The sequence below is a fragment of the Methanosarcina sp. MSH10X1 genome (assembly GCF_004099695.1).
Taxonomy (GTDB): Archaea; Halobacteriota; Methanosarcinia; order Methanosarcinales; family Methanosarcinaceae; genus Methanosarcina.
In genome coordinates this window covers 114,078-140,149 of record NZ_SCHL01000007.1, presented here as the reverse complement: position 1 = coordinate 140,149, position 26,072 = coordinate 114,078, and the positions used below count along the sequence as shown (strand labels likewise).

The following is a 26,072-nucleotide window of genomic DNA, read 5'->3' as shown; positions in this document are numbered from 1 at the left end:
GCCATTCTCACCTATCACTCTTATCTATTACTAAACGTTTTTTTAATTTCTTTTCCGATACTGATTTTCTAAAACTGATTTTCAAGTTGCTTTTCTAAAATCGCTCTTTTCCGACAACGCTTTTATTGTTTATACTATTGCCATCTTATAATTCATAGAGATCTCATGGCTCTCAAAGATTCTTTAAATTTATCCACCTCAAGGTTACGCTATTCTCAGGCGTATTATGTTTTGAGGTTTCAATAAATCTTTGGCTTATGAATTAACTACATATTCTTTATAAGCGACTAGCCAAAAGTTAGAGTTTTATAAATCGTTTTCTGTGGTTGGAAAATATTCCTGTTATATTGAGTATACAATTCTGGTATACAATCCTGCCACATATGGTGTGCCAGATTCAGTTTGACCTTTTGCTTGAGAACTATTTTTCAAAATTAGCTAATTTATACAATACCAAAAATCAATCTGATTATCTGGCGTTTCTTCAAACATACTTAATTGAAAAATTCATTAAAATAAGGGTAGATGAAGAGCATCACCCTCATTCGTGAATCTGCTGCGCCAGATAATTCTGGATACCTATCTGGTTGATCTGGTCCATCTGGCCCTCAATCCAGTCAATATGCTCTGTTTCTTCCTTAAGGAGTGACTCAAGAAGCACTTTAGTGTCGTTATCTCCCAGGTCTGTCGCCAGACGGATGGCTTGATTATAGCCTTTAATAGCCCCCTCTTCGGCCCAGTGATCGTGATCATGCATTTTCGGTACCTGATCGCCGATGCGAATTTCGCTCAGATTACTGACTATGGGCCTTCCTTCGAGGAAGAGGATGCGTTCAATAAGCTTTTCGGCATGCTTCATCTCGGTAATGGCACGCTTTTCGATTACCTCCCCCAGCCGGTCGTAATTCCAGTTTTCACACATTTCGGCATGGACAAAATACTGGTTGATAGCGGCCAGTTCATCTGCCAGACGAGCGTTTAGACAATCGATTAATTTCTGATCTCCTTTCAAAGATATACCCCCTTACAAAGAAATTATAGTTTTTATATTTATACTTAAACTTTATAATATTTTTAAGATATCTGTCCGACTCTTCAAGATTTACTAATTCGTGTTCCGGTTAACGTAGCTCAGGCTATCCAGAATCCGTTTCATTCCTAAACATTAAAAGTTCCCGGTCTCCCCAGTGTATTATGAGACACATATTATATAAACAAGCCGAATATATATAGACTACCCGTTATTAAAACAGGAATGCTTGATCTACAAAAGTCCAGTAGAGAGTTAGGTCGCAACCTTATTGAGAGCGCAAAAAGTCTGAATTGAAAAATAAATCAGTAATATCTGGAAAAGGTTTAAAATGATCTGCTTGTTCCCCAGTTCTTCTTTCATTCTCATGGATTTGGTTTATAAGTTCACAGTTTCTTCGTAGCCGTCTTAATAATGATAAATGATCCCCGGGTTGCAGCCTGTTCGGTAAACTCCTGTATTATTATGAGATTGATGATACTCACCTATCAGAGGAATTAAAGTCAAATTTTTTAAATTCCTAAATTATAAAAATCGTCTAAAATTGTTAAATATTATGAAACCCTTAATTATTTATGAGGGATACTTATGAGTGGTCAAGATCGTGAAGATATGTTTGATTATAAGCTTGAAAAGTGGGTTCTCGGGATAGATGAATGCGCATTTGAATATTTGAGAGGCATCGGAAAAGATAAATCCCTGCGTCAATACCTTATTGAGTCAGTTGATACCTGGGCAAACAAAGATGAGCCACTTTTAACAGATAAATTTATTTTGGATATGTGTGACTTTATTAAAAACGAAAATGAAGACCTTTACTATCGTTTGATGAATAAATGTGCTCTGAAAGGAATAAGTGCAGGTGAAGGTATATTTGAAGCACTGGGCTTGCTTACGTGTGGAACAGTAAGCGAGCAGCAGTGCAGAGAGCTTAGGGACAATATTTCTGAGTAATACTTTTGGTCCGTTTTCGTCCGGCTGAAGCCCTATAAGCTCAGCAATTCTATTTTTTTCACAGTTTCAAACTATTCTGCATATCCTGAAAACAGGATTTCATTTTTTGGTAAATTTATTTAAATAAAAATCAAGCGTATAATTATTGGGGGTGACTTATGGGTTATATCGAAACCTGGAAAGAGGTTATGCGAAGACCGTCTGATTTTTACAGGAGAATGCCAGAGACTGGAGGATACGCCGATCCGATTACCTTTGCAGCGATTAGCTTTATCATATATGCGCTTTTAACTGCACTTTTAGCCCTACTCCTTGGCCGTCAGATGTATATGGACGGCATGTACGGCGGCATGTACGATGATATGTATGGCGATACGAGAGGGTTGGGCTTTTACGCGATACTTATGTCTGTGATAATCACACCTATTGCAGGTATCATTTCTCTCTTTATCGAGGCTGCAATACTTTATGTGATCTATAAAGTGCTTGGAGGTTCGGGAAGCTACGAGGGTACTGTAAGGTTCATATCTTATGCAACTGCTGTACTGGTACTTTCATGGATCCCTATTATTGGCTGGATTGCCGGGATTTACGGAGTATATCTCTATATTGTAGGGGGCATGCATGTACATGATGTAAGCATGTTAAAGTCCGCAGTAGCTATATTCCTGCCCGTCCTACTGGTGATCCTGCTTATGATCATTGTCGCTATGGCAGGGATATTTACTTTATCAGGATTGTTTCCTTTCAGGGCTATTTTTTAATGGAGCTATCCTTTTATAGGAAAAACTCCTTTTATTTCTAGGGGATGTATCCATAATAAATTTAGGGTAACCTTGCCTTAAACTAAATATTTATATATTAGAACTTCCTTTAATTGCATCTACACGAGCAGTAAGATACTCAAAAGTGCCAAGATGGCGGAGCGGCTACGCAATCGCCTGCAGAGCGATTCCATTCCGGTTCGAATCCGGATCTTGGCTTTAAATAGTCAATTAATGTAAAATTATATGACATCATGATTTAATTCTATATTGCCAAGGTGGCGGAGCGGCTACGCAATCGCCTGCAGAGCGATTCCACTCCGGTTCGAATCCGGACCTTGGCTTTCAATTAATTTTTTAGAATTTTTATTTCCTTGATTTGAATCTGTTCTTTTTTGGAAAAGGTTGTGGTCGGACCTCAATTTTATATTAGAAAAGATCAATTCTCCGACATGGATACCGATGAACTCATGCGAAGACTTTTCGAACTTTATCCTGAGGGTTATGACTATGGTTTTAATGAACCATTCTCGGCCTTAATTTCCACTGTGATGTCTCAAAGGACACGAGGCGATGTGACCTGTAATGCAGCTAAGAGACTTTTTGAAAGCTTTTCAACACCTGGAGAAATGGCAAATGCGGATGTTAGCGAGATTGAATCCCTTATAAAAGAGGTTGGCTTTTACAGGGTCAAAGCAGGAAGAATAAAAGAGATTTCCAGAATTCTTGTGGAGAAGTATAACGGTAGGGTTCCTGATGATATGGAAGCTCTTCTTGAACTGCCTGGAGTCGGCCGAAAAACTGCGAACTGCGTGCTTGCTGATGCTTTCCTTAAGGACGCTCTTGCAGTAGATACCCATGTCCACAGGATTTCTAACAGGCTCGGTTTGATAGAGACAAAAATCCCTGAGGAAACTGAGACTGAATTGAAAAAGATCTTTCCACAGAAGTATTGGAGGCACATAAATCTCCTGCTTGTAAAATTAGGGCAGAATATCTGCCGACCCATTTCTCCCAGATGCGAAATCTGCGCCCTGAATGATATTTGCCCCAAAATTATCCTTTAATTCTCTTTTTATAGGAAGTTTCCTGTATCCCTGAGCATCTCGAAATTGGGTTCTGAAACTGAATTCTGCGACACTGTCCGGGATGAAAAAACCTGCTAGACGATACGAGATTATTTATATAAGGCTGGCATTTAGCAGGCAAAAGGGTTATCTCTATCCTCGGTTTGATGGCAACTAATTTCAATCATAAGCCATCGACACAACTACCAGTTATCTTACGTCTATTAACTTCGGATATAACAGCATTTATCAAACTCACGAGGTCAAACATGTTTCAAATAGGAGAAGCATTAATGGGGCAGGGAGCAGAACTTGCCCATGTCGATTTGATGATAGGAGACAAGGGAGGACCTGTAGGGCAGGCTTTTGCAAACGGTCTGACCCAGCTTTCAGCTGGGCATACTCCTCTCCTGTCCGTTATCAGGCCCAATCTGCCGTCCAAACCTTCAACCCTTATTATCCCGAAGGTTACGGTAAAGAATATGGAGCAGGCAGCAAAGATTTTCGGGCCTGCCCAGACAGCGGTTGCAAAAGCAGTAGCAGATTCGGTCGAAGAGGGTATAATCTCAAAGGACCAGGCTGAAGATCTTGTCATTGTAGCCAGCGTTTTTATCCATCCTGATGCCCAGGACTACAACAAGATCTACAGGTACAACTACGGGGCCACAAAACTCGCAATCAAGCGTGCCCTTGAAGGTTTCCCGAACATTAACACCGTTCTTGAGGAAAGCAACAAGTCTACCCATGCCATTATGGGATTCAAGGTTACAAGGCTCTGGGACCCACCCTACCTTCAGATTGCTTTTGACAATCCGAACATTGAATTCGTGCTCTCTGCCATTTCCCAGATTCCCAAGAGCGATCACGTTATAATCGAGGCAGGCACGCCGCTTATCAAACGCTATGGTGTGGATGTCATCTCGAAGATCAGAGATGTAAGGCCCGATGCCTTTATAGTAGCTGACCTGAAGACTCTGGACACAGGAAACCTTGAAGCAAGAATGGTTGCCGACGCTGCAGGAGACGCTATTGTAGTATCTGCTCTTGCCCCGATCAGCACCATTGATAAGCTCATCGAGGAAGCGCATAAGACAGGCATCTATGCGGTCATGGACACGCTTAACCAGCCCGATCCTATTTCTATCTTAAAACAGCTTAAGGTCATGCCTGATGTCATTGAACTCCACCGCGGAATCGATATCGAGAGTACCGAACATGCCTGGGGTAATATTGAAGAGATTAAGAAGATTGCTCCAAAAGCTCTGGTTGCTGTTGCAGGCGGAGTCCGTCTTGACAAAGTACCTGTAGCTCTGAGCCAGGGTGCTGACATTCTTGTAGTGGGACGTGCAATCACCAACGCAAAAGATGTCAGGGATGTTGCCGAGCAGTTTATCAACAGTCTTAACAAACCGGAAATTGACCAGTTCAGGGTTATGACTGACTTCTGAGCAGGTTTAAGAATTTCCTGAAAAAAGTCGCCTGAAGAGTACTGCTAAAGGGTAAAACCATACAGTACTTTCAGCGGAAATCTGTCAGAGAAAGCGCTGAAATCTGCGCTTTCCATTTCTTTTAATTTCAAGAGGGGATTTCTTGGGTTTACCATTCATTTTATTGAACTATAAGACTTATCTGCAGGGCACGGGTAAAGGAGCAGTGGAAATTGCAGAAGCCTGCAGAGCCGTGTCTGAAGCGTCAGGTATCGAGATAGCGGTAGCCCCCCAGCTTCCTGATATTTACAGGGTAGCTTCGGAGGTTGAGCTTCCGGTCTTTTCCCAGCATCTTGACGGAATCGGGGCAGGAAGCTTTACAGGCCATGTTTTCGGAAAATCCGTAAGAGAGGCAGGCGCTGTCGGAACCCTGATCAATCACTCTGAAAGACGTCTGACCCTTGCAGAGATTGAAGCGTCACTTAAAGCCGCAAAGGAATTCGGACTCAGGACGGTTATCTGCACTAACAATGTCCCGACAACCGCAGCAGCAGCGGCGCTTGGTCCTGATTATGTTGCAATTGAGCCTCCCGAACTTATAGGGAGTGGAATCCCTGTTTCAAAAGCTGACCCTGAGGTTGTTAGCGGGTCGGTTGAGGCAGTTGCGAGAATCGATCCCGGGGTAAAGGTACTTTGCGGAGCCGGAATCTCAAAAGGTGAGGACCTCAGGGCAGCTCTTGACCTTGGCTCTCAAGGCGTACTTCTGGCCTCCGGAATCGTGAAAGCAGCAGACCCAAAAGCCGCACTGGAAGAGCTTATAAGTCTGATTTAAAAACTACTCCTAAACTAATTTCTAAGAAATATAATAAAAGTAACAGGGAAAGAAGTAGAAGGAATGGAAGGAATGTGGCTTCCTCAGCTGCCCTTTCCCTAATTTCTTCCAATTACTGATAAGCCTCAATTAGAGGCTTGATAGCTTTTGGGTCTCCGATTTCAATAAGAATCAAGGCGGTTTCATCCCTGATTTTTCTATCTGTTGTTTTCAGGTTCTCTATTAGAGGATCAACCGCAACTTCTCCCAACTCTATAAGGGCTTCCCTGCCACTAGCTCCAAACTCACTATCTCCCAGTTTTGCTACAAGTAATTCTGCAACTTCCTGGTTTTCAGTTTTGCCAAGAGCAAGAAAAGCCTGGTTTCTGAGATTCAAATCCTCGCTGCTATCATCAAACACATTTTTGAGCACTTCCATAGCCTGAGGGTCTCCCGTATTTCCCAGAGCTGCAGCTGCAGCCATCCTGACAGAAAGCTTTTCCTCTTTATCGGTTAGTATGTCAGCTAAAGCCTCAGTCACACCAGGACCCCCGATTTCTCCAAGGGCAAGGATAGCACTTTTTCGGACATCCTCATTAGCGTTTACGGAATCTCTTGCTCTACCCTCGACAAGTTTTCCGTTCTTCAGGACTTCCATCAGGGGCTCTACTGCTGTTTCGTTTCCTATTCTCCCAAGTGAAAGTGCCGCGCTACTCCTCACTACAGCTCTATTGTCTCTTAGCCTTTGAATAAGATCCGGTACTGCTGTCTCTTTTCCTATTTTCCCCAGGGCAATTGCAGCATTGCTTCTTATGCTATCACTGTCCCCATCTTTCATTTGTTTTACAAGGACTTCTACTGCCCTTTCATCCCCAATTTCACCAAGAGCGAAAGCCGCACTGCTCTGCACCGGAGAATAGTCCCGGGTCAAAATTGGTGTCATGGAATCTATTGCTGCTGCTTCTCTTCTTTCCCCAAGAGCCATTAAAGCTGCAATCCTTATGCTTCCACTGTCGCTTCTAAGAGCTTTGATAAGCTTTTCAGTTTCGCTTCCTGGTTCATCCGGTTCAAACTCCGAAAGTGCAAAGGAATCATAAATACTTGAATTCTGTTCTTCTGCTCGAAGGGCTGCTTCAAGAGTATTTGTTTCATCGTTGTAGTCCCGATCAAGGGAAATCGCAAGATTTCTCCTCGTCGCTTTATCTTTCTCTTCAATAGCCCGCAGAATATCTGCTGAAATTCCGTTTTCTGCCTTTACTTCGGCTGTAATCTCATTTGCAGCCTCACTCGAAGCCTGAATTTTCTCAAAGTTCTCGAAAAGAATATTTTCTGCTCTATCATCTCCGGTCTCAAGAAATGCAAGAAGCATGTAACTGTTTATTTTTCCCGAACTCGAAGTATCTGATTCGATTTTTTCAATAAGGCTATTAGCCGCAGTTTCTCCGAACTTTCCAAGTTCAGATGCAGCATTCAGTCTTGTCTCGTGGTTACCGGCTTCCAGTCTGCTTGTGAGATTTGCGATCAAATCTTCTCTTAAAACCCCATCTCCTGTCTGTGCGTATGTTTCATTTCCCCTGAATTCTACAAACCTATCACTGCTTGCAAGAAGTGAAAAAAATATGGAAACAGTGATAAGTACAAATAAAAGAGATACTCTCCATTTAACTCCGGACATCATATCATCTTTTTTTTTATTGCTTATATCACTTTCTCTCTTTATTATGATAGATCTCTCAGGCAAAGACTTCTATCTTTACCGCTTCAGATTTTTCTCTCTTATTCTGCACCCAAGGCCGCAAAGAAGGGCTGTTACTTCGGCTTCGACAGAATCAACATCACAATCTCCAAAAATCGTTATTCTGTAAGTAACTGCAAGTTTTTCCAATTCTTCTTTTTCGGCTTCTGCCTGATTAAGTTCTTCACATTCAGCCCGTTCAGATTCCCTGTAAATGTCACTTATTTCACAGGCTGTAAGCTGTTTATTGGTATTTACGGCGTTAAGGACAACTGCAGGATCAGCCCCGTGAGGGATAAGGACCGAAATATCCCTTGTAGAATGTTCAAGGTTTTCTTTTCTCCATTCCCACAATTCGGATTCCGAAAGCAAGCGGAGATTTTCAAGTTTGAGTTTCACGAATTTATTTCTTATATGAGGTGAGGTGCCTTTTGAGACCAGTTTTGTAAGAACGATCTCGTCCGGACCCACTTTCTCCAACGTACCGACATGAATTTTTCCTGAGTAAAAATGAGAAAACCCGCAAACTTTTCCAATGGAGTTCAGGATGGTCTCGTATTCAATTATTCTGGAATTAATCAGTTTATCCGATTTGCGCAGGGCATGAGCGGTATCTCCGTACTGCCGGGCAGCAGCTTTCATTTTTTTTACAAAACTTTCCTCATCATGGGCTCGCACAAGCTCTGAGAGTTCTTTACATTCCGTTATAAATGCGTCATGTACCTCGAGAACTCCGGGATTTTCCATCTGGATAAGGGCGTACAGGTAAGGATTCTGGCCAAGAATCCTGCCCACGAAGTCCAGCATTATGTCGTAGACCGGACTTACGAATTTTCTAGATTTTCTTACATCGAAATCTAACCTGTCAATGGTTGTTCCTAAGCTGATATAAGCAAAATGGGTGAGTCCCTGTACAACCGAGACAAGTCTGTCATGTTCGGCTGCAGTAATGATTTCAACATGTGCCCCACTTTCCTCAAAAAGCTCTCTTATTACCGGAAACCATTTTTCCGAACGTCCTTTTACAGGAACTAAAATGACAGTCTGTCCCCTGATAGTGCGAATGGTTGGGCCGAACATCGGATGCGTGCCCAGAATTTCTACATCTGAAGGGGCAAATTTTCTCATGGCTTCTACAGGCTTTACCTTAATGGAAGTAAAGTCCATAAGAAGACTTCCGGCTTTCATTTTCGGGGCAAATTCAGCTATTGTTTCTTCAGTTACATTGATGGGCACCGAAACTATTACTATATCGCTTTCGGGAACAACCTCTTCAAGATCCGAAGCGAAGGGAACTTCAAGCTTCCTTGCAATTTCCGTTTTTCCCCCTTTTCCCCAGACCGTAACTCCGTAACCTCTGTCTTTAAAAAAACGGGTAAACCACTGCCCCATTTCTCCGGTTCCGCCAAGGATCAGAACCTTTGTTTTTTCAGCATTTTGATCCATACCTATCTGCTTCCTGGTTTCCGGATCAGCACTCAAACCTGCAGAGCCTCCAGAACGGTTTCTTTCATAAGTTCGACTGGAGGCTCAATTCCTGTCCAGAGCCTGAAAGCTTCAGCTCCCTGATGGACAAGCATTGAGACTCCACTTACGGTTTTTGCGCCTGAAGCTTTTGCCTCCCTTAAAAGCCTGGTTTCCAGAGGGTTATAGACAATATCAAAAACAGTAAGTCCAGAGTGAAGCTCTTCTGCCGTGGCAATGGCAGAGTCTGTATTCGGGTGCATTCCAAGAGTCGTGGTGTTGATCAGAACATTGGCATCCTGTAACAGGTTTTTCAATCCTGAGAGTCCTCTTCCCTCTACTTCTCCGGGAAGGGTTGTGGCTGAGATATCTTTTGCAAGTGCAATTGCCCTTTCTTCGGTCCGGTTTACGATTGCAATTTCAGCGCCATCCGCCACAAGCTGAAAAGCAATAGCTCTTGCTGCTCCGCCTGCCCCTGCAACCACAATTTTAGACCCCTTTATTTCCACTGCAGCTTCCTGGAGTGCCTGTTTTGCTCCCAATCCGTCAGTATTGTATCCCCGGATTTCTCCGGTTTCTTCGAAAACTATAGTATTTACAGCCCCTATCCTTTCAGCCAGCGGGTCAGGTTTTATGGAGCCAAGCTTCAAAGCTACCTCTTTCAGGGGTAGTGTCAGGTTGAGTCCTCCGAATCCCATAGCTTCAGCTCCAAGAACTGCTTTTTCGAGTTTTTCGGGTTTGACCCTGAAAGCGTGATAGACACAGTCCATCCCAAGGGCTGAAAAAGCCGCGTTATGCATTGCAGGAGAAAGGGAATGGCTTATAGGGTCTCCAAATACGCCAAAAACTTGCTTCATTCGAGCAGCTCCATTATCTTCTTCATTTCATCTACCTGAAACTGTCCGGGAGCCGCAGAAAACGTACCTTCAACAGCCGCATATGTCAGGACTGAACCGTAAAAAGGAGCAATTACTCTCGTATGTTTTCCGAGCTTGCCCATAGCAATCGCACATACAGCACCTCCTGTTTCAGTGGCGTCCAGTGTAGCTCTTAACAGCTCAAGCACGTCTCTCATAGAGTGCGGCATAACGGCAAGCTTCGCGATATCCGCTCCTGCAAGGAATGCCTCTTCAAAAATAGTTTTCATTTCCTGAAAAGTCGGAGTTTTTGAAAAATCATGAGAGGAAACGATTACGGTTTTCCCGCAGGCTTTTGCCGTTTTTATTACTCTATTTCTTTCTTCTTTCCCGGCAGAAAGCTCAATATCTACGGCTTCCGGCCCGTTTTCGAGGGAAAGAAGGTTTGTAAGAAGCCTGATTCTTCCAGCCTCATCTCCTTCCCATTTTCCTCCTTCGATACTGGAGCGGTTTGTAAGAATAAGTGGAAGCCTGGTTTCGGATTTTATTTTTTCAATCGTTCCTGCAGCTATTTCCAGGTCCCTGATTCCAAGCAAATCCAGCCGGATTTCGAGAATATCGGCTCCCATCTCGGCGGCTTTTCTTGAAGTTCCAGGAGAATTTTCAAGGATTACTGCAACAATGGCAGCTTTTTTCTCAAGGTCAAACGAGCCAATATGCATCGTTGTTTGCTCCGGTTTTCCTTTCCTGCTGACAGTGTTTTCCTTTTGACAGGTTACTTCTCTATGATTGTTTCTTCAATCTTTTTCCCAAAATGCCTGGCTCCCTCTTCCAGGCGAACCAGAACCTCGTCACCTTTCTTGAGCTTAGCAACGGAGATCGGGCTTCCGTCTTTTCCGACCAGCTTTATGGTCTCGGCATTTTGCAGGATTGCGCTCAGAATTCTGTCACCTGCTTTTGCTTCAACAAGCATGAGAGGACGGCTTTCGATCTTGACTCTTCCTACAATACCTTCTCTCTGTTTTCCTTTTGAATCCACAATGGTTACGGTATCTCCCGTTCGAAGTTCCGAGAGGTAGCGGGTTTTGTCTCCGATCTTGATATATGAGTGGACTGCACCTGCATTTACCCTGAATGGGCGGGCTGCCACATATGGGCTGTCATCGGATTCGGAATTTACCAGAAACATTCCGCTTGCCTGAGAACCTATGAGCATACCTTCTCCCCTTTGCATAAGATTGCATGTGTCCACACAGACCCGGTCTCCCATTCCAAGAGGCTCGACTCGGGTTACAACTGCAGATTCAAGTTCAGTGCTTTCGCTTTCCAGTTCTCTTGCAGCCTGGATAGTATCTTTTATTTCCTGTGGGTTTCCACTGTCAAGAAGGACCCCATCTGCTCCGATTTCTAGAGTCTGGAAAGCGAGTCTTGCTTCTTCCGCACTTCTTACTCCAAAAATAATCTTCACGTCATACCGCTGAAGGTCAGCTATCAGGTTTTCAAGAGGGATAACTTTCCAGTCCGTACCCGTTACAATCAGGAAGTCACAGACCTTTCCCAGTTCGGCTGCGAAATGTTCATAGCGTTTATCCCTAATTACGACATATCCGCCCACAGCCACTCCTTTATCCCTGAGAAGAGTTGCTGCATTTATATCAAGAGAACCCGGAGTTTCAATGGGTAAGGGTTTTGTCCCGTCACCTTCTCCTCTCTTTCCAACGACTACGATTTCAGCCCCGGATTTATTGTCACGGCCAAAGGCTGCTACCGGGATACTTCCCAGTTCCCTGACTTTATCGACATCTCCTGGGTTTACAAGCACGCAATCGGCTCCTGATTCGAGGCCTGTTGTAATCCTTTCTTTCTGCTGTTCCCATCCGCCTTCATCGGCTTTTATCCACACGCTTTTCTTTTTCAAAGGCTTCAACCCCGGTAACTTTTTGTTTTTTACTCCGGTCTTTTCATTTTTTTAACTTTTGTTCAGGGCCTGATTCTAGTGCTTTGATCTCGCTTTTCAATCTCTTTCTCATTTCAGCTGTTCTAAAGCTTCTTCTACAGGCCTTCTGTGATGTACGATTTCGCAAATAGCCCGGGTGAGCCTGACAGGGTCCCTGTGCTGGAACACATTTCTTCCGATTGCAGCTCCTCTGGCTCCGGCTTCCATTGCCCCGTCAATCATCTCCAGGAGTTCCAGGTCAGTTGAGGTTTTAGGTCCTCCTGCAATAACTACAGGCACAGGGCATCCTCTGACCACATCTCTGAAACTGTCAGGGTCTCCAGTGTACACGGTTTTCACGACGTCAGCACCGAGCTCGGCGCCGATTCTTGCAGCATGTGCCACATTTACAGGATCATGCGGGTTGGTAACCTTCTTACCTCTGGGGTACATCATTGTAAGAAGAGGCACACCCCACTCCGTACAGTCTTTGGAAATCTTTCCAAGCTGCTCAAGCTGGTCTGCCTCGGTCTCAGAGCCTACATTGATATGCATAGAGACGGCATCGGCTCCCATCCTAATCACTTCTTCCACTGTGCAGACCTGCACTTTGGCATTGGGGTCCGGGCTCAGGGAAGAAGAACCACTGATGTGCACTATAAGGCCTATGTCATGCCCGTATCCCCTGTGACCGTACTTTACCATTCCTTTCTGCATAAGGACAGCGTTTGCTCCTCCTTCGGCTACTCTGTTTACCGTATCGGTGATATTGATAAGCCCTTCAATAGGCCCGTCTGAGATTCCATGGTCCATTGGAATAACGACCATGTTTCTGCTTTCCCGGTTCATCAGCCTTTCTATTCGTATCTTTTTACCAATTTCTGACATTATAATCCCTTCAAATGTAAAATGATCTTAATTTATTAGCCAAATTATTTGCTCCGAATTTGCATGCTAGTGTGTCACATACTAGCATGATATACCTATTTAAAACTATCCATGCGGCTGCACGATAAACTCTACATCCTAATATAAAATGACCATTATTGAAATTTTCCGTACAACAATGTTCTATAATGGTCATATGTTGAAGTTTGCTTTCTGTCAGATAGGGACGTTACCATTGAAAATCTGTTCCGGATAATAGAAATAAAACTGGAGTCAAAGTCTATTGATCTCGAAAACAGGTGAAGGTCCCGGACTCCGGAAATATACAAGAATTAAAATAGGATAAGATTGGCTAATAGAATAAACTCAGAGCTTAGTAGAATAAAATTATACTAAAACAGGAACTGAAGGAATTATGAAAGAGCTGAAAATTCTAGTAGTTAATAATTACGGACAATTCTGCCATCTCATTCATCGAGCTGTCCGAGATCTTGATATGGATACGAAAATAATTCCCAATACAATGCCAATTGAGGATATCCTGGCAGAGGAACCGGATGGGCTGATCCTGAGTGGCGGGCCTGAAATGGATAGGGCAGGTTTATGTTTCGATTACGTCCGGGAAATCGATCTCCCTATTCTTGGAATCTGTCTAGGGCATCAGGCAATTGCTCTGGCATATGAGGGACATGTTCATTCAGGGAGTAAAGGCGGGTATGCAGAGGTTGAAATAGAGGTGCTCGAAGAAGATGATATTCTGAGGGGACTCGGGCCCAGGACTACTGTCTGGGCTTCGCATGCAGATGAGGTTGCCATTATGCCTGAGGGTTTTATCCATCTTGCCCGCTCCGATATCTGTGAGATTGAAGCCATGCGGCATCCAACAAAACCGATTTATGGTGTGCAGTGGCATCCTGAGGTTTCCCATACCGAGAAAGGAGAAGAATTGCTGATCAACTTCCTTGAGGTTTGCGAGCAATATTAAGATCAATATATCAAGTTAATAGGATCTTAAAGTCTCAGAAATCTGGAGTGCCATTTGATAATGGGTTCTAAAAAGAGAAATAAACGTTATATAAAGATGAAAAAGAGCTTCGGGATAAATTACATCCCGAGTCTTTTCTTCATCATTTTCTGAATATTGAATTTTCCACCTCTAAAACCTTTTAGAGCAGTCTGCATGGTTTTGTGGTATTTAAGAAGTTCTCTTACTTCTTCAGGGCTGCAGCCCGAACCTCTTGAAATTCTTTTTATCCGGGAACCGCCTATAAGCTTTGGATCAGTCATTTCTTCTTCTGTCATGGAATCCATGATGATTTTGTAATTCTTCATCTTGTCACTTGTAGCCTGGAACATCTCATCCGAGAGCTTAACGCCTCCCATTCCTCCCATTCCCATAGGAAGCATGGACATTATCTGCTTGAGAGGGCCCATTTTGTTCATAGCTTCGAGCTGCTTGTACATGTCTTTAAGAGTGAAGCGTCCCTGCATCAGGGCTTCCACGTTAACGTCTTCTTCGCTCAGAGTCTCTTCAGCCTTTTCCATCAGGCTTTTGAGGTCTCCCATGCCAAGGAGCCTTGAGATAAACCTGTCAGCTTCGAATTTTTCAAAATCTTCCGGTGTTTCCCCTACACCGATAAAGGCAATAGGGGCTTTTGTTTCGGAAACCGCAGACAGGGCACCGCCTCCTTTTGCGGTTCCGTCGAGTTTCGTTATAATAACGCCTGTAATCCCCACAGAGTTATTAAAAGCATGGGCCTGCTGGCTTGCCTGCTGTCCTATACCTGCGTCCAGCACCATGAACTTGTGATCTGGCTTTGCAACGGCATTGATCCGTTCCATCTCATCTATCAGGTCGGCTTCAAGGGCGTGGCGGCCTGCAGTATCCACAATTTTTATGTCGAATTTTTCCAGGAATTTGAGTCCGTTTCTTGTGATTTCGACGGCATCGGGATTGTGTTCTTCTCCATAAAAAGCTACATTGAGCTTTTCACAGAGGGTTTTAAGCTGGTGGTATGCGCCAGGGCGGAAAGTGTCTGCGGCGATAACCCCTGCTTTGAGTCCTTTTCTCTGGAAGTAGCGGGCAAGTTTTGCAGTACTTGTAGTTTTCCCGCTTCCCTGAAGCCCAACCATCATTATAGTCTGCGGCTTTAGCTGGATCTCAGCCCCTTTGCCAATAATCTCCATTAATTCCTGGTATACAATACGGATTACGTGCTCCCTTGGGTTCATACCTGCAGGAGGGTCTTCTTTCAATGCACGCTCTTTGATTTTCTGGGACATTCCCATAACAAGTTTTACATTGACATCGGCCTGGAGGAGAGCCCGCTGGATATCCTTTACTACTTCATTGACCGTGCGCTCATCAATTCGCCCTGCGCCGATCAGCTTTTTGAGCGCCCCCTGTAAGGAGTCTCCAAGTTTTTCCATTACCATATGAAAGTCATCCTGCTCAGTTTATAAGGATATTTGAAGAGATACTCACACATCTTTGACCTTGTGTAAGAAAGTAACCTTCCTTAATAAGCCTTGAGTTTTAATAGCTTGAAAAAGGGATAATTAAATGGATTCTAGATATAAATCGGTAACCGGCTATAAAAAAGTTGCCTGGTGATGAAATCTTAAAGATAATATCTGAAAAAATATCATTATATAAGAATAGCATTTCATAAGAAATTCAGAAAAGAATTTTGCTATAGCGGGGGATGGATTCGAACCATCGGTCTACGGGTTATGAGCCCGTCGGGATCTCCTGGCTACCCCACCCCGCTACAGGGTTTTATTTGTCAGGCCACTTTGCCTGGGATAACTATCACAACATACAAACGATAGCATATATACTTTTCGGTCGAGCCCCCTATATTCAGAAATTTATTGATAAATAAGTGCATTTCTCTCCAGAAATCCCGCTACTTTTTAAATTTACCTGGACCTTTTTTTCTCCCCTTATTTTCCTGTTCTCCGGTTTTTCCGGAAACGTATTTGAAATTCCGAACCCTAACTCATATTATGTCAAAGTGTCTGTTCTGCGGAGCTTATTGTGAAGTGAAGTGCGGAGTTTACTGTGAAGGCTATCCGGGAAGCCAGGGGGAAAAAGAAACGGGAGAAAATACGGAAATTCTTGGATGTACCCAAATTGGCACATCCTACATATGTGAAAGTTGCCTTAAGGACCTGAAACAGGCTCTGGGATCCCTTTAATGGGTCACCGAGAAAGGATCGCACCTGAAGTTAAAAATGCCCTTCTCCTTTACAGGTGGAAACGGATAAATCGTGAAAAGGGCAAATATAATCGGTAATTCAGACAACCTCAATATTAAGTTTGAAGGTGCCTCCCTCTGCAGTTTCGCTCTCCGAGGGTCTTTTATATACTCCTGTCACCTGCTGACTGCCTTCAGCCACAGCTTTAATCTCCCATATTCGGACTCCTCCCGCACCCACAAGAGGCTGTTCGATTCCTTCAGGCTGTTCTGGAGGATAGTATTCTCCCGGAAGATTATCTGAGCCCAGGGCCACATTGAGTCCCTGAGTCAGATTGAGTTCCCAACGATAACCTGTAGATGGATTCTCAGGTAGCCTCAGGTAAAAGGTCTCTCCGCTTTCAAGATTTATAGTTTTCCCATTAGCAGTCTCAGTTACTACCTGCTGTCCAGGCGGCATAGAGCCCGGAGGTTTGTCCTGTATGATGTTATCAGTTGCCAGTTCAAAGGATCCGGTTACACCGTTCACATTTACAGTATAATTGCCTGCTTTAAGCCCCTCGACTTCAAGCGGAATAGTTTCCGTAAAGCTCTCTATAGCCTGCGTACAGATCGCATCTGTCGGGCGTTTTGTACTCATATTGATATTGAAGGCATTTCCTTCTCTTTCAGTTTTTATTTCATCTATTTCGGTACACCCGTCAGGCAAGTAACCTTCTGCTATTACCTGTATCTGTACTGGAAAAGACTCAAGGGTTAGAATCTGAATACTCTCTACGTTTGCGGTACCGTATGTGTAGTCTTTCCCACCGGTTCCCTGACTATTGTTTATCCCGGTGGTATCCTGGCTATTGTTTGTTATATTTCCAGTTCCGGTTTCGTCCTGTTCTTCATCAAGACAGCCGAAAAAATAATCGCAAAGACCATAAACAGGATTGTAGAAAACTTCGCGTACTTCCAGAACTTATTATTTGCTACTCTTTTCACTTTTCCCCTCCTATTCTTTTTGATACGTTTATGAAAAGATGCGCATGTTTGGATTTATCCTTTGCTTAAACTTCAAGTCTATTCGCAGTTTTGCAGGCCAAAAGAAATGCTTAGAGCAGATTTCTCTTGCCTGATCTCAGTAAAGATCTGGTAGGATTTTATTGAGAGTTTTACTTATCACACAGGGAATCCCTATTTTTTGAGCCTATTGTTGGTTCAGAACTTGAGATTATGGAATTGTCAAGTGCGCCCCGGCAAAAGAGATAGATTCACTCCTCAGAGCAATAAAAGGGGGTTTTACAGTTATTAAAAAAGACGGGAAAATCTAAGTTAATATTATTTCTTCATCTGCAAGTTTTCTTGACCGGGTTTACCCTTTATTTCCCGAGCGTGCTCTCTATAATGCAGAATAAGGTCTTCAGCCCATTTCAGAGCCGCAGGCTCGAAGCCTATAATAGTCTCCTGATCAAAAGACCCTTTCGAAGTAAGGAAATCAATAGCTATGAAATGTTCGGTTTTAACCAGCATGGCAATCTTTATCTCATCCGTATAGAGAAAAAGCTTCTTTTTTTCTCTGGCCAGATAAAGTCTCAGTTCATCCTCAAAATCGGTTTTCAGTCTCTCATAGATTTTTTCGGTTATTATGAGGGTTATTTCGGTGTCTTCATCCTGGTTTGTAAGAAACGTTTCCGAAAGTACCGGATGAAATATTGATGAAAGAGAAAAAATTTTTCTTGATTTTCCTATATTCTCCAGAAACACGGCAGGAGGCTCAAAAATATTATCAGGGTCCGGTCTAACAAGGAAACAGAACTTTAATTCATTGAGCCTTTCTAAGAATGCCCTGGGCAAGGCAGTAAGATCACGTTCCTGCCAGTAACTCTTATTCTCCTCAATGACCTGCAAAGTATCGAGTAAAGGCTCCATTTTTTCAACCAGGATTTCTGCAAGAGGAGTTAGCCTGTACTCCCGATCTTCCTGAAGAACCAGATGTTCGTCCTTCAATTTTTTGATTTGAGGCAGCATGCCTGTAGGGTTAACATTCAGAGTATCTACAATTTCCTCTATCGTTTCTCCTCCACTTTTTAGCAGGAGCAAAAGGTCCTTTCTTTTCTGGGACATAAAGAGCAGGTCTATAAGGGCTTTGTCCATTGATTTCACTTTCCAGATCTTGCGCTTCTGCGAAAGATTCATTTTTTCCTTCGGTCTTTCAGAAAGGATTTATAAAGGAATTTGATACTTCTATGAGATATGCTGGAGATATTTGAAATTAACTTCAATAGCATCCTATCAATGTAGCGCAGGTTTCTAATTTAATTTTTAAGTATTTCTTTTTTAAGCTTTTCCTGTACTGTCCTATAACAAGATAAGAAACCTTAAGGTCTATAATCTAAATTATATAGCTCGATATAGAACTTGGGAAGTGCATACTCCTTAACTGGTGAGTATCCTGACCATGTACGCGAATTCCAGATCACGGAGGACTTTGCATAGAATCATTCAAATGTGTGCTTACAAACTGGGACTACATTTATAACTTGTGCCGAAATGTCTCAACTGAGATCAAACGTTCTGGATATGAGCCGGACGTGATCATTGCACTTGCCAGAGGAGGCTGGTTTGCCGGGCGAGTGCTCTGCGATTTCCTGGGGCTTGATGACCTATCCAGTCTGAAAATCGAGCACTATGTAGGAACCGCAGCTATCGATACCGGTGAACCTTACATTCGATACCCCCTCTCGGACAACGTAATGGAAGGTAAAAAAGTGCTTATCGTAGATGATATTGTCGATACCGGGGAAAGTATGCTGAGTGCCAAGGCTTATGTGGAAAGCCGTAATCCCACGGAAGTCAGGACCGCTTCATTACAGTACCTGGGAAGTTCGAAAATCAATCCCGATTACGTGGGCGAGCGGCTCGAGGACTGGGCATGGATTGTCTATCCCTGGAACTTTATGGAAGATATGATAAGCATCCTGACGAAATGCATGAGAAAAGACCCTAAAAAACCCTGGAGTCTTGAGGACCTTAAACACAGCCTTTATCTAAATCATGCTCTGGACTCGGTTGTTTTTGAAATCACCCAGCCTGGGAGACTTTCGGAGGTTATGGAAGAGATGGAGAGAGTGCGCAGGGTAAGTTCCGAAATCATTAATGGGAAGACGCACTGGAGGCTTTTGTAAACATTCTATCATAAACTTTCTTTGTCAACAAGCAAGCGGTCCGGCTTCCTGCTTGAAAACCGGAAGAGATTTACAACCGAAGAGTGTGTTTTCACTCTTAATGGTTGGAGTTATCTCTTTCGTTTAAAACAAGCCGTTAACCTGTAAATACAAATATACATATCTATTCAGGGTATCTTTAAAGTACCCAAAAAGTATCATTGTTACACTCTGTATACCCATTTAATATATGGTCCAGGATACCGAATATCGGTCCAAAATACCAAGTACTTGATTCATTATTTACATAAATCAGTTACATTATCTATTACCGGTGAATTCATGCCCCACAGATGCACCAGATGCGGAACCATTTTTGAAGACGGAGATTATGTCATCCTAAGCGGCTGCCCGAACTGCGGCTGGAATAAATTCCTTTATGTAAAGAAAGAGTCCGGAGGTTCGGAAAACCAGGGAAGACCTGCTCTTGAGGAACCAAAACTGGATCTGGAATCCTCCCTGGATGAAGTTGTCAGGAATATTGATGAGGCTCTTGCCTGTGAGCAGGAAAACGTAACTCCGGAGTCAGAAACCGAGAGAAAAACAGATGAAGACAGAGTAGAGTCTGTAAGAATCCTTGGGCCCGGTTCCTACGAGCTTAATCTGGATTCTCTTTTTGAGAGAAAAGAACTTGTCATGGCAATCCGGGAAGAAGGCTCTTACGCCCTGCATTTACCCTCGGTTTTCAACCAGCAGAAGGAAAAACAAAAAGACAAATCAAAATCAAAAAAGCAAAAATAATTTTTAAACTTTTTCGAAGTTTTCCTGGAAAATTCTAGCCCGGACATTTTTTGAAAGCCATTTCTCGAGGGCCTCATGAAATAAAATGTAAAGGCTTATGCTTCTCGTCTGGAAAATCTAGAAGTTAGTTTATCCTGCTTCCATTATCTTTTGTTTTAAGCTTTTTTACTTAAACGTGTATCATTATCGCTTCACCAGTCCGGTTTATTCCCTATGTAATCGAAAGATAATAAAATCTTTCTAACATTAGAAAAGTTCTTCTAGAAAGGGTCCAATCTATACTCAATCTTGAAATATTTCGTCTCTAAGCTGGGATTTGAATGAAAACTGAGATTGTCTGTAAAATACTGGTACTTGCAATCTTTCTTGGATTGGCTGTTTTTTCAGGAATTTTTATTCTGATTGATGATGAGGATAATACCTGTAAATATTCCGAAAAACGGCTTGTTGAAACTACCTCTAATGAAAGTTCACCAGATGGAACTACAGACGTTCAGGATAAAAGTATAATTCAGAAGGTAGTTCTTCAGGATAGTACTGTTGATTCTCAGGATTACTGGGATGATTCTGAGACTTTTATTATTGATATTAAAAAGTTCGAGGAATCTGCTGCAAGTGGAAATGTTAATATCAGATTACTGGAAAGAAGCTTTAATATAAAATTCGATGAAATCACAGTTTCCGGTGGTGGGGAATCCGGTCATTATCGCGGGCATGTTGAAGGCATACCTTACAGTAAAGCTGAGTTTTATATCTATGACGAGGTATTTTGTGGCTCAATCGAAGTTTGCGATCTGATGTATACCATTGCTGTAACCTCTGAAAAATATGATGGGAATACCGTTCATGTTGTATTCTTAATAAACTGGGAAAATGAAAGAGGTAAAATAAAGGATCTGCTTACTCCTTTAAGTTCATCACGTGATTCGGATTCAATAGAAGATTTGCCAGGAACCGGTAAGAACAACAAGCAGCATATCCCTACCGATATGTAAATGATAATTTTTATTTTATTAGTTTTCACTTAAATCCAGGCTTTTATTACCCGTGCTTAAGTCCAGTTTGTACTCTATGTTCTCTTATACTCCGGATGATACTGTTTTTTGATTACGGATAAGATTATCGGGTGAGTGAAACATTTATATATCTTTAGTGCTAACTATAGGTTACTATCTTACACTCCTTTCAAGCCAGTTTTCCGGATACAATTCGGGCAGGGGTTCCCATATTCCTGTCAGAAACTACTCAAGACTGGATGCATTACAGCCTAAAAATGATAGTGGTAAAATCTGGCATTATCACTTAATGTCCCGTATACTTAAACGATTATCAGAGGGGGAAAAATGGACCCGGCAAAATTACTTGACATCCTGGGGAATGAAAACCGCAGGAAGATTATACAACTTCTTGCAAGCCGCCCCTGCTATGTCAGTGAGATCTCTGGCAGGCTGGGAGTAGGGCCAAAAGCCATAATAAGCCATCTGGGTCTGCTTGAGCAGGCCGGACTTATAGAATGCAGCGTGGATGAACAGCGGCGCAAGTACTTTAATATCGCGAACAATATGAGGCTTGAGGTATCGGTATCCCCGTATGCCTATACGGTGACGCTTCATGACATCGATTTTGGCAAGGGAGAAAAAAGTGAGGCTCCTGCGGAAAAGGAAACTCCTGCCACGGAAGATTCGTCCGCTTTCTTCCTTAAGTTAAGCAGCAGACTTCAGGATCTCAAAACAAGGCAAGAAGAACTGGCACAGATGCAGCAGCAGCTTCAGGCTGAGTATACAGAAATTATGGACCGTTGCCTGGACTCAATTGAAAAGGTTGCCATGAATCCTGTAGAGTGTGAGCTTCTGTTTGAGCTTCTAAAAAGTGAAACCACTCTGGCTGCCCTGTGTTACAACCTGCGCCTGCACCCCAGTGTTATTAACGCTAACCTCATAGACCTGGCAGAAAGGGGGTTTATTGAATATAGTATCAAAAATAACCAGTATTACTGGAAAATACGTGAGACCGGAGTTGAGAATGAATGATTGAAGAAACGAACTTGAGAGTTGCTGAAGCTTATCACAAGGACGTGGGCAGGGGAATTGCAAGAATTGACACCCGACTGATGCAGCAGATGGATCTCGTAAGCGGGGATATTATTGAAATCTCAGGGAGAGCCAGGACCTACGCAATTGTCTGGCCAAATGTAGAGCGTGACCAGGAAAACAGGATCCGTATCGATGGAAACCTCCGCAGCAATGCAAAAGTCGGAATTGATGACAGGGTTATGATTCAGAAAGTTCAGGCAAAGCATGCTCAGAGAGTTACCCTTGCTCCTTCTCAGCCTGTAAGGCTTGTCGGAGGAGCTCACTACATTCTTAGAATTATTGAAGGAAGACCTTTGAATAAAGGTCAGCAGATCAGGGTAGAGACTGTAAATAATCCTCTCACTTTCGTAGTTGCGTCTACAAGACCTGCAGGACCTGTTGTTGTTACCAAGGATACTGAAATTGTAATCAAGGAGAAATCGGTTGAGGAAATCAAGGTTCCAGAAGGTATTTCTTATGAGGATATCGGCGGGCTTAAACGAGAAATTCAGCTTGTCAGGGAAATGATCGAGTTGCCGCTAAGGCACCCTGAGCTTTTCCAGAAGCTTGGAATTGAGCCTCCCAAAGGAGTGTTGCTTCACGGGCCTCCGGGCACGGGCAAGACAATGATAGCAAAGGCAGTTGCAAGTGAAACTGATGCCAATTTTATTACTATCAGCGGTCCCGAAATCGTTTCCAAGTATTACGGAGAAAGTGAGCAGAAGCTCCGTGAAATCTTCGAGGAAGCCGAAAAGGACGCACCTTCTATCATCTTCATAGATGAGATTGATTCTATTGCCCCAAAGCGCGGTGAAGTTACAGGAGAAATGGAACGCAGGGTAGTTGCACAGTTGCTTTCCCTCATGGACGGGCTTAAGTCCAGAGGTGAGGTTGTTGTAATTGCTGCTACGAACCGTCCAAACTCAATAGATGAGGCTCTCCGCCGCGGTGGAAGGTTTGACAGGGAAATAGAAATAGGAATTCCGGACCGGAACGGCAGGAAGCAGATTCTTCTAATTCACACAAGAGGCATGCCAATTGAACAGGAAGTAAGCCTCGGTGAAATTGCGGATGTAACCCACGGTTTCGTCGGAGCTGATTTATCTTCCCTATGTAAGGAGGCTGCAATGCATGCCCTGAGAAGGATAACTCCCGAAATAGACATCGAAGAGGACATCCCACAGGAAATTCTTGATAACCTCGTAGTTACCAAAGAGGATTTCAGAGAAGCCCTCAAAAATATCGAGCCTTCGGCAATGAGGGAAGTGTATGTAGAGGTTCCGCATGTGGGCTGGGATGATATCGGAGGACTTGAAAATGCAAAGCAGGAACTTATTGAGGCTGTAGAGTGGCCCCTGAAGTATCCTGAAATCTTCAGTGCCATCAGTGTAAAACCACCAAGAGGAATACTACTATTCGGACCTCCTGGTACGGGTAAAACCCTGCTTGCAAAGGCTGTTGCCAGTGAGAGTGAAGCCAATTTCATCAGCATCAAAGGTCCGGAACTGCTCAGCAAATACGTGGGTGAATCCGAGCGTGCAATCAGGGAAACCTTCAGGAAAGCAAAACAGGCTGCACCGACAGTTATCTTCTTTGACGAGATCGATTCAATTGCCCCTCAGAGGAGTTCTGTTTCAGATACACATGTATCCGAAAGAGTTGTCAGTCAAATCCTTACCGAACTGGATGGAGTAGAGGAACTCAAGGACGTGATTATTGTCGCGGCTACTAACCGGCCTGACATGGTAGATCCTGCTTTGCTGAGACCTGGTCGTTTTGACAGGCTCATTTATATCAAACCGCCTGACAAAGCAGGCAGGGAAAAGATCTTTGAGATTCATACACAGGGGAAACCTCTTTCAGACGATATTAACCTCTCCGAACTTGCGGATATGACCGAAGGGTACGTTGGTGCGGACATCGAGGGCATCTGCAGGGAGGCTGCAATGCTGGCCCTGAGGGAGATAGTTACTCCGGGAATTGGCAGAAAAGATATTGAAAAGCGGGCAGGAGAAGTCAGGATTTCAAAGAAGCACTTTGAACGTGCAATCCGCCGTGTAAAGCCAACGACATCCAGGGAAAATCTTGCTACTTATGAACAGGGTGCGGAACTCTTTGCTAGATATGCAACTGAGTTTGAAGAAGAGACTCCTGAAGCTGGACAGCAGGAGAAAGAAATCGAACCTAAAGATGTTCCGGGTTTCTTTCAGGCGGAGTAAACCAGTTTCCTGACTGGCAAACCCTGGCCTTTTTAATTTACACAACTTCAGAGATTATTGAGTAAAATAATGGCTGATCTAATTAACATTCCCCTGATAATGAAATTACTGATGGATAACTTAATAACAGAGTGATCATATGGACAGAGACAGGAAAAAAAGAAGAAATTTTTTCGATGAAATCTTCGGAATCGACCCGCTTGAGGATGTGGATGAAATGTTTGAACGCCTCAGCAGGGTAATGGGTATGAGTGTTGAAAACTTCGGGCGGCATCCTTTTGTCTACGGATTTTCCGTAACCCAGAGACCAGGCGAAGAACCCGAAATTCGGGAATTCGGGAATATTCCTGCGTTCGAGCAGGCCGAAACCGGAGAAAAAAATTATCTCGATACAAGAAAACCCCTGATTGATGTACTGGAAGCCGAAGAAACTGTGCACGTAATTGCCGAGATTCCAGGCATCGAGAAAGAGAATATCAGACTGAACGCAACTGATTTAATACTTGACATCGAAACAATAGATGGGAATCCAAAATATTCCGAACGTGTGGAACTGCCCGTAAAGGTGGACCCCCAGAGTGCGAAAGCCACATACAAAAATGGTGTGCTGGAAGTTACCTTTAAGAGGCTGGAATCCAATTCCCGAACCTCAATAACTATTGAGTGACTTTTCGGGAATTGCACTGTAAGTGCAACAGCACGAGGAAAAGCAGAGGTAATAATGGTGGGCACAAGAAAAAGAAAGGATTTCTTTGAAGATTTTGGATCTGAACTTTTTGACAACCTGGAAGAAATGATCGAAGCCCTCCTGGAAGATATGGGAGAGTCCGTCCCCTTCGTCTACGGATTTTCTATCATTCATCGCCCGGGGGAAGACCCCGAACTCCGGGAGTTCGGAAACATTCCGGAACACTCTGAAGATGAAGAGAATCTCTTCCCCTCCGAAATAAGAGACCCTTTAATTGATATCTTTGAAAGTGAAGAACTGGTACATGTACTTGCAGAGCTCCCGGATATTGATAAAGAAGATCTCCTGCTGCATGCGACTGCTCAAAATCTCGAAATCAAGATCCTTGGAGCTTCCGAATATTCGCAGGATATAGAGCTTCCGACCCGTGTAGATCCTAAGAGTGCAAAAGCCAGCTATAAAAACGGAGTGCTTGAGGTCACCTTCAGGCGCTGTAACGAAGAAAGACCTGTTGAAATCGAAATTAATTGATATCAACGGATATTATGAGACGAGTAAGCAATTACATACAGAAGGACACCTAAGAAATCTGCTTGAAAATTGTAGTTGAGAAATTCAGTCCGAAGTGAAGTTATAGTAGAATTACACAGAGCAGCAATTAAAAAACAGATAGTATGCAGAATCCCCTATTTAAAAAATCACGCTGTTAATCTAAAATGAAATCTAAAATGAAGTCAAACCTTCAACTCATACTATCTGTATCTCTATTTGTGCTCTCCTATACATTTTTTAACTAATTTTTATGTTTTGCATTTCATTTTTAACCTTATCTGGTCATTTTTTGTTTTATCCACGAGTTAGACTTTAGAAATTAGCTTGTCCTATTTTGCCCTATTAGTATACTTTCACGCATGCCTTTTCAATTTACCAACTTCATGTCCTATTTTATTTCCTTTCCAATTGCAAATTGGCGCTGTAAATAATAATCAATCTAGACTATTGGGAACAAT

The 26,072-nt window shown here is 43.1% G+C and carries 25 protein-coding genes and 3 tRNA genes; 16 read left to right on the top strand and 12 right to left on the bottom strand.

Annotation, left to right across the window (positions count from 1 at the left end):
- Positions 1 to 541: 541 nt before the first annotated feature.
- Complete coding sequence (gene bfr / locus EQO05_RS08120) at positions 542 to 1,012, bottom strand: bacterioferritin (protein WP_128505434.1); 471 nt, start codon at positions 1,010 to 1,012, stop codon at positions 542 to 544.
- Between the two features lie 606 nt (positions 1,013 to 1,618).
- On the opposite strand from bfr, the gene EQO05_RS08115 reads away from it, so the two are divergent.
- From EQO05_RS08115 to tpiA, 7 genes are all read left to right on the top strand, one after another.
- Positions 1,619 to 1,984, top strand: coding sequence for a hypothetical protein (locus tag EQO05_RS08115; protein ID WP_128505432.1), 366 nt, complete (start codon positions 1,619 to 1,621; stop codon positions 1,982 to 1,984).
- Between the two features lie 158 nt (positions 1,985 to 2,142).
- Positions 2,143 to 2,748, top strand: a complete 606-nt coding sequence (locus EQO05_RS08110; protein ID WP_128505430.1) for a YIP1 family protein — start codon at positions 2,143 to 2,145, stop codon at positions 2,746 to 2,748.
- A 147-nt stretch (positions 2,749 to 2,895) separates the two neighbouring features.
- Positions 2,896 to 2,967: transfer RNA gene (locus tag EQO05_RS08105), tRNA-Cys, on the top strand.
- Positions 2,968 to 3,020: 53 nt separating this feature from the next.
- Positions 3,021 to 3,092, top strand: a tRNA-Cys gene (locus tag EQO05_RS08100).
- 108 nt (positions 3,093 to 3,200) lie between these two features.
- Positions 3,201 to 3,815, top strand: a complete 615-nt coding sequence (gene nth / locus EQO05_RS08095; protein WP_128505428.1) for an endonuclease III — start codon at positions 3,201 to 3,203, stop codon at positions 3,813 to 3,815.
- Between the two features lie 269 nt (positions 3,816 to 4,084).
- Complete coding sequence (locus EQO05_RS08090; RefSeq protein ID WP_128505426.1) at positions 4,085 to 5,263, top strand: bifunctional 5,6,7,8-tetrahydromethanopterin hydro-lyase/3-hexulose-6-phosphate synthase; 1,179 nt, start codon at positions 4,085 to 4,087, stop codon at positions 5,261 to 5,263.
- A gap of 142 nt (positions 5,264 to 5,405) precedes the next feature.
- Positions 5,406 to 6,074 (top strand): triose-phosphate isomerase, encoded by a 669-nt coding sequence (gene tpiA, locus EQO05_RS08085; protein WP_128505425.1) that lies wholly within the window; start codon positions 5,406 to 5,408, stop codon positions 6,072 to 6,074.
- 112 nt (positions 6,075 to 6,186) lie between these two features.
- On the opposite strand, the gene EQO05_RS08080 is transcribed toward tpiA, so the two are convergent.
- The 6 genes from EQO05_RS08080 to EQO05_RS08055 all read right to left on the bottom strand — a co-directional run bounded on the left by EQO05_RS08080 (position 6,187) and on the right by EQO05_RS08055 (position 12,933).
- Positions 6,187 to 7,731 (bottom strand): HEAT repeat domain-containing protein, encoded by a 1,545-nt coding sequence (locus EQO05_RS08080; RefSeq protein WP_240664489.1) that lies wholly within the window; start codon positions 7,729 to 7,731, stop codon positions 6,187 to 6,189.
- A gap of 75 nt (positions 7,732 to 7,806) precedes the next feature.
- Positions 7,807 to 9,234, bottom strand: coding sequence for a prephenate dehydrogenase (locus EQO05_RS08075; RefSeq protein ID WP_205793743.1), 1,428 nt, complete (start codon positions 9,232 to 9,234; stop codon positions 7,807 to 7,809).
- A 32-nt stretch (positions 9,235 to 9,266) separates the two neighbouring features.
- A complete protein-coding gene (locus EQO05_RS08070) occupies positions 9,267 to 10,109 on the bottom strand; it encodes a shikimate dehydrogenase (protein ID WP_128505423.1) in 843 nt (280 codons plus the stop codon).
- Positions 10,106 to 10,831, bottom strand: coding sequence for a type I 3-dehydroquinate dehydratase (gene aroD / locus EQO05_RS08065; RefSeq protein WP_128505421.1), 726 nt, complete (start codon positions 10,829 to 10,831; stop codon positions 10,106 to 10,108). The genes EQO05_RS08070 and aroD overlap by 4 nt, the downstream gene beginning before the upstream one ends.
- Before the next feature lie 53 nt (positions 10,832 to 10,884).
- Positions 10,885 to 12,027 carry a 3-dehydroquinate synthase II gene (locus EQO05_RS08060; protein ID WP_128505419.1) on the bottom strand — a complete coding sequence of 381 codons (1,143 nt, stop codon included), beginning with the start codon at positions 12,025 to 12,027 and terminating at the stop codon, positions 10,885 to 10,887.
- A gap of 108 nt (positions 12,028 to 12,135) precedes the next feature.
- Positions 12,136 to 12,933, bottom strand: coding sequence for a 2-amino-3,7-dideoxy-D-threo-hept-6-ulosonate synthase (locus EQO05_RS08055; protein WP_128505417.1), 798 nt, complete (start codon positions 12,931 to 12,933; stop codon positions 12,136 to 12,138).
- Positions 12,934 to 13,348: 415 nt separating this feature from the next.
- On the opposite strand from EQO05_RS08055, the gene EQO05_RS08050 reads away from it, so the two are divergent.
- A complete protein-coding gene (locus tag EQO05_RS08050) occupies positions 13,349 to 13,918 on the top strand; it encodes a GMP synthase subunit A (protein ID WP_128505415.1) in 570 nt (189 codons plus the stop codon).
- 119 nt (positions 13,919 to 14,037) lie between these two features.
- Here EQO05_RS08050 and EQO05_RS08045 read toward each other — a convergent pair whose 3' ends face one another.
- Together EQO05_RS08045 and EQO05_RS08040 are read right to left on the bottom strand one after the other, a co-directional pair.
- Complete coding sequence (locus EQO05_RS08045) at positions 14,038 to 15,369, bottom strand: signal recognition particle protein Srp54 (RefSeq protein ID WP_128505413.1); 1,332 nt, start codon at positions 15,367 to 15,369, stop codon at positions 14,038 to 14,040.
- A gap of 260 nt (positions 15,370 to 15,629) precedes the next feature.
- Positions 15,630 to 15,704, bottom strand: a tRNA-Met gene (locus EQO05_RS08040).
- A gap of 274 nt (positions 15,705 to 15,978) precedes the next feature.
- Here EQO05_RS08040 and EQO05_RS08035 point away from each other — a divergent pair.
- Complete coding sequence (locus tag EQO05_RS08035; RefSeq protein WP_240664487.1) at positions 15,979 to 16,134, top strand: hypothetical protein; 156 nt, start codon at positions 15,979 to 15,981, stop codon at positions 16,132 to 16,134.
- Positions 16,135 to 16,233: 99 nt separating this feature from the next.
- Here EQO05_RS08035 and EQO05_RS08030 read toward each other — a convergent pair whose 3' ends face one another.
- The 3 genes from EQO05_RS08030 to EQO05_RS08025 all read right to left on the bottom strand — a co-directional run bounded on the left by EQO05_RS08030 (position 16,234) and on the right by EQO05_RS08025 (position 18,314).
- Complete coding sequence (locus EQO05_RS08030) at positions 16,234 to 16,842, bottom strand: protease inhibitor I42 family protein (protein WP_240664486.1); 609 nt, start codon at positions 16,840 to 16,842, stop codon at positions 16,234 to 16,236.
- A gap of 149 nt (positions 16,843 to 16,991) precedes the next feature.
- Positions 16,992 to 17,120 carry a hypothetical protein gene (locus tag EQO05_RS16110; RefSeq protein WP_255420843.1) on the bottom strand — a complete coding sequence of 43 codons (129 nt, stop codon included), beginning with the start codon at positions 17,118 to 17,120 and terminating at the stop codon, positions 16,992 to 16,994.
- A gap of 336 nt (positions 17,121 to 17,456) precedes the next feature.
- Entirely contained in the window at positions 17,457 to 18,314 is an 858-nt protein-coding gene (locus EQO05_RS08025; RefSeq protein ID WP_240664484.1) for a winged helix-turn-helix domain-containing protein, read from the bottom strand.
- Between the two features lie 314 nt (positions 18,315 to 18,628).
- Here EQO05_RS08025 and EQO05_RS08020 point away from each other — a divergent pair, with 314 nt between their 5' ends.
- From EQO05_RS08020 to hsp20 (EQO05_RS07990), 7 genes are all read left to right on the top strand, one after another.
- Positions 18,629 to 19,303 (top strand): phosphoribosyltransferase, encoded by a 675-nt coding sequence (locus EQO05_RS08020; RefSeq protein ID WP_128505407.1) that lies wholly within the window; start codon positions 18,629 to 18,631, stop codon positions 19,301 to 19,303.
- Between the two features lie 321 nt (positions 19,304 to 19,624).
- Positions 19,625 to 20,083, top strand: coding sequence for a Zn-ribbon domain-containing protein (locus EQO05_RS08015; RefSeq protein ID WP_128505405.1), 459 nt, complete (start codon positions 19,625 to 19,627; stop codon positions 20,081 to 20,083).
- 320 nt (positions 20,084 to 20,403) lie between these two features.
- Positions 20,404 to 21,078, top strand: a complete 675-nt coding sequence (locus EQO05_RS08010) for a hypothetical protein (RefSeq protein WP_128505403.1) — start codon at positions 20,404 to 20,406, stop codon at positions 21,076 to 21,078.
- Positions 21,079 to 21,426: 348 nt separating this feature from the next.
- Complete coding sequence (locus EQO05_RS08005; RefSeq protein ID WP_128505401.1) at positions 21,427 to 22,113, top strand: ArsR family transcriptional regulator; 687 nt, start codon at positions 21,427 to 21,429, stop codon at positions 22,111 to 22,113.
- Positions 22,110 to 24,374, top strand: a complete 2,265-nt coding sequence (locus tag EQO05_RS08000) for a CDC48 family AAA ATPase (protein ID WP_128505399.1) — start codon at positions 22,110 to 22,112, stop codon at positions 24,372 to 24,374. Before EQO05_RS08005 ends, EQO05_RS08000 begins: the two co-directional genes overlap by 4 nt.
- A gap of 139 nt (positions 24,375 to 24,513) precedes the next feature.
- Positions 24,514 to 25,041 carry an archaeal heat shock protein Hsp20 gene (gene hsp20 / locus EQO05_RS07995; protein ID WP_128505397.1) on the top strand — a complete coding sequence of 176 codons (528 nt, stop codon included), beginning with the start codon at positions 24,514 to 24,516 and terminating at the stop codon, positions 25,039 to 25,041.
- A 54-nt stretch (positions 25,042 to 25,095) separates the two neighbouring features.
- Positions 25,096 to 25,593: an archaeal heat shock protein Hsp20 gene (gene hsp20, locus EQO05_RS07990; protein ID WP_128505395.1), complete on the top strand. Its 498-nt coding sequence runs from the start codon at positions 25,096 to 25,098 to the stop codon at positions 25,591 to 25,593.
- The last annotated feature ends 479 nt before the right edge of the window (positions 25,594 to 26,072 follow it).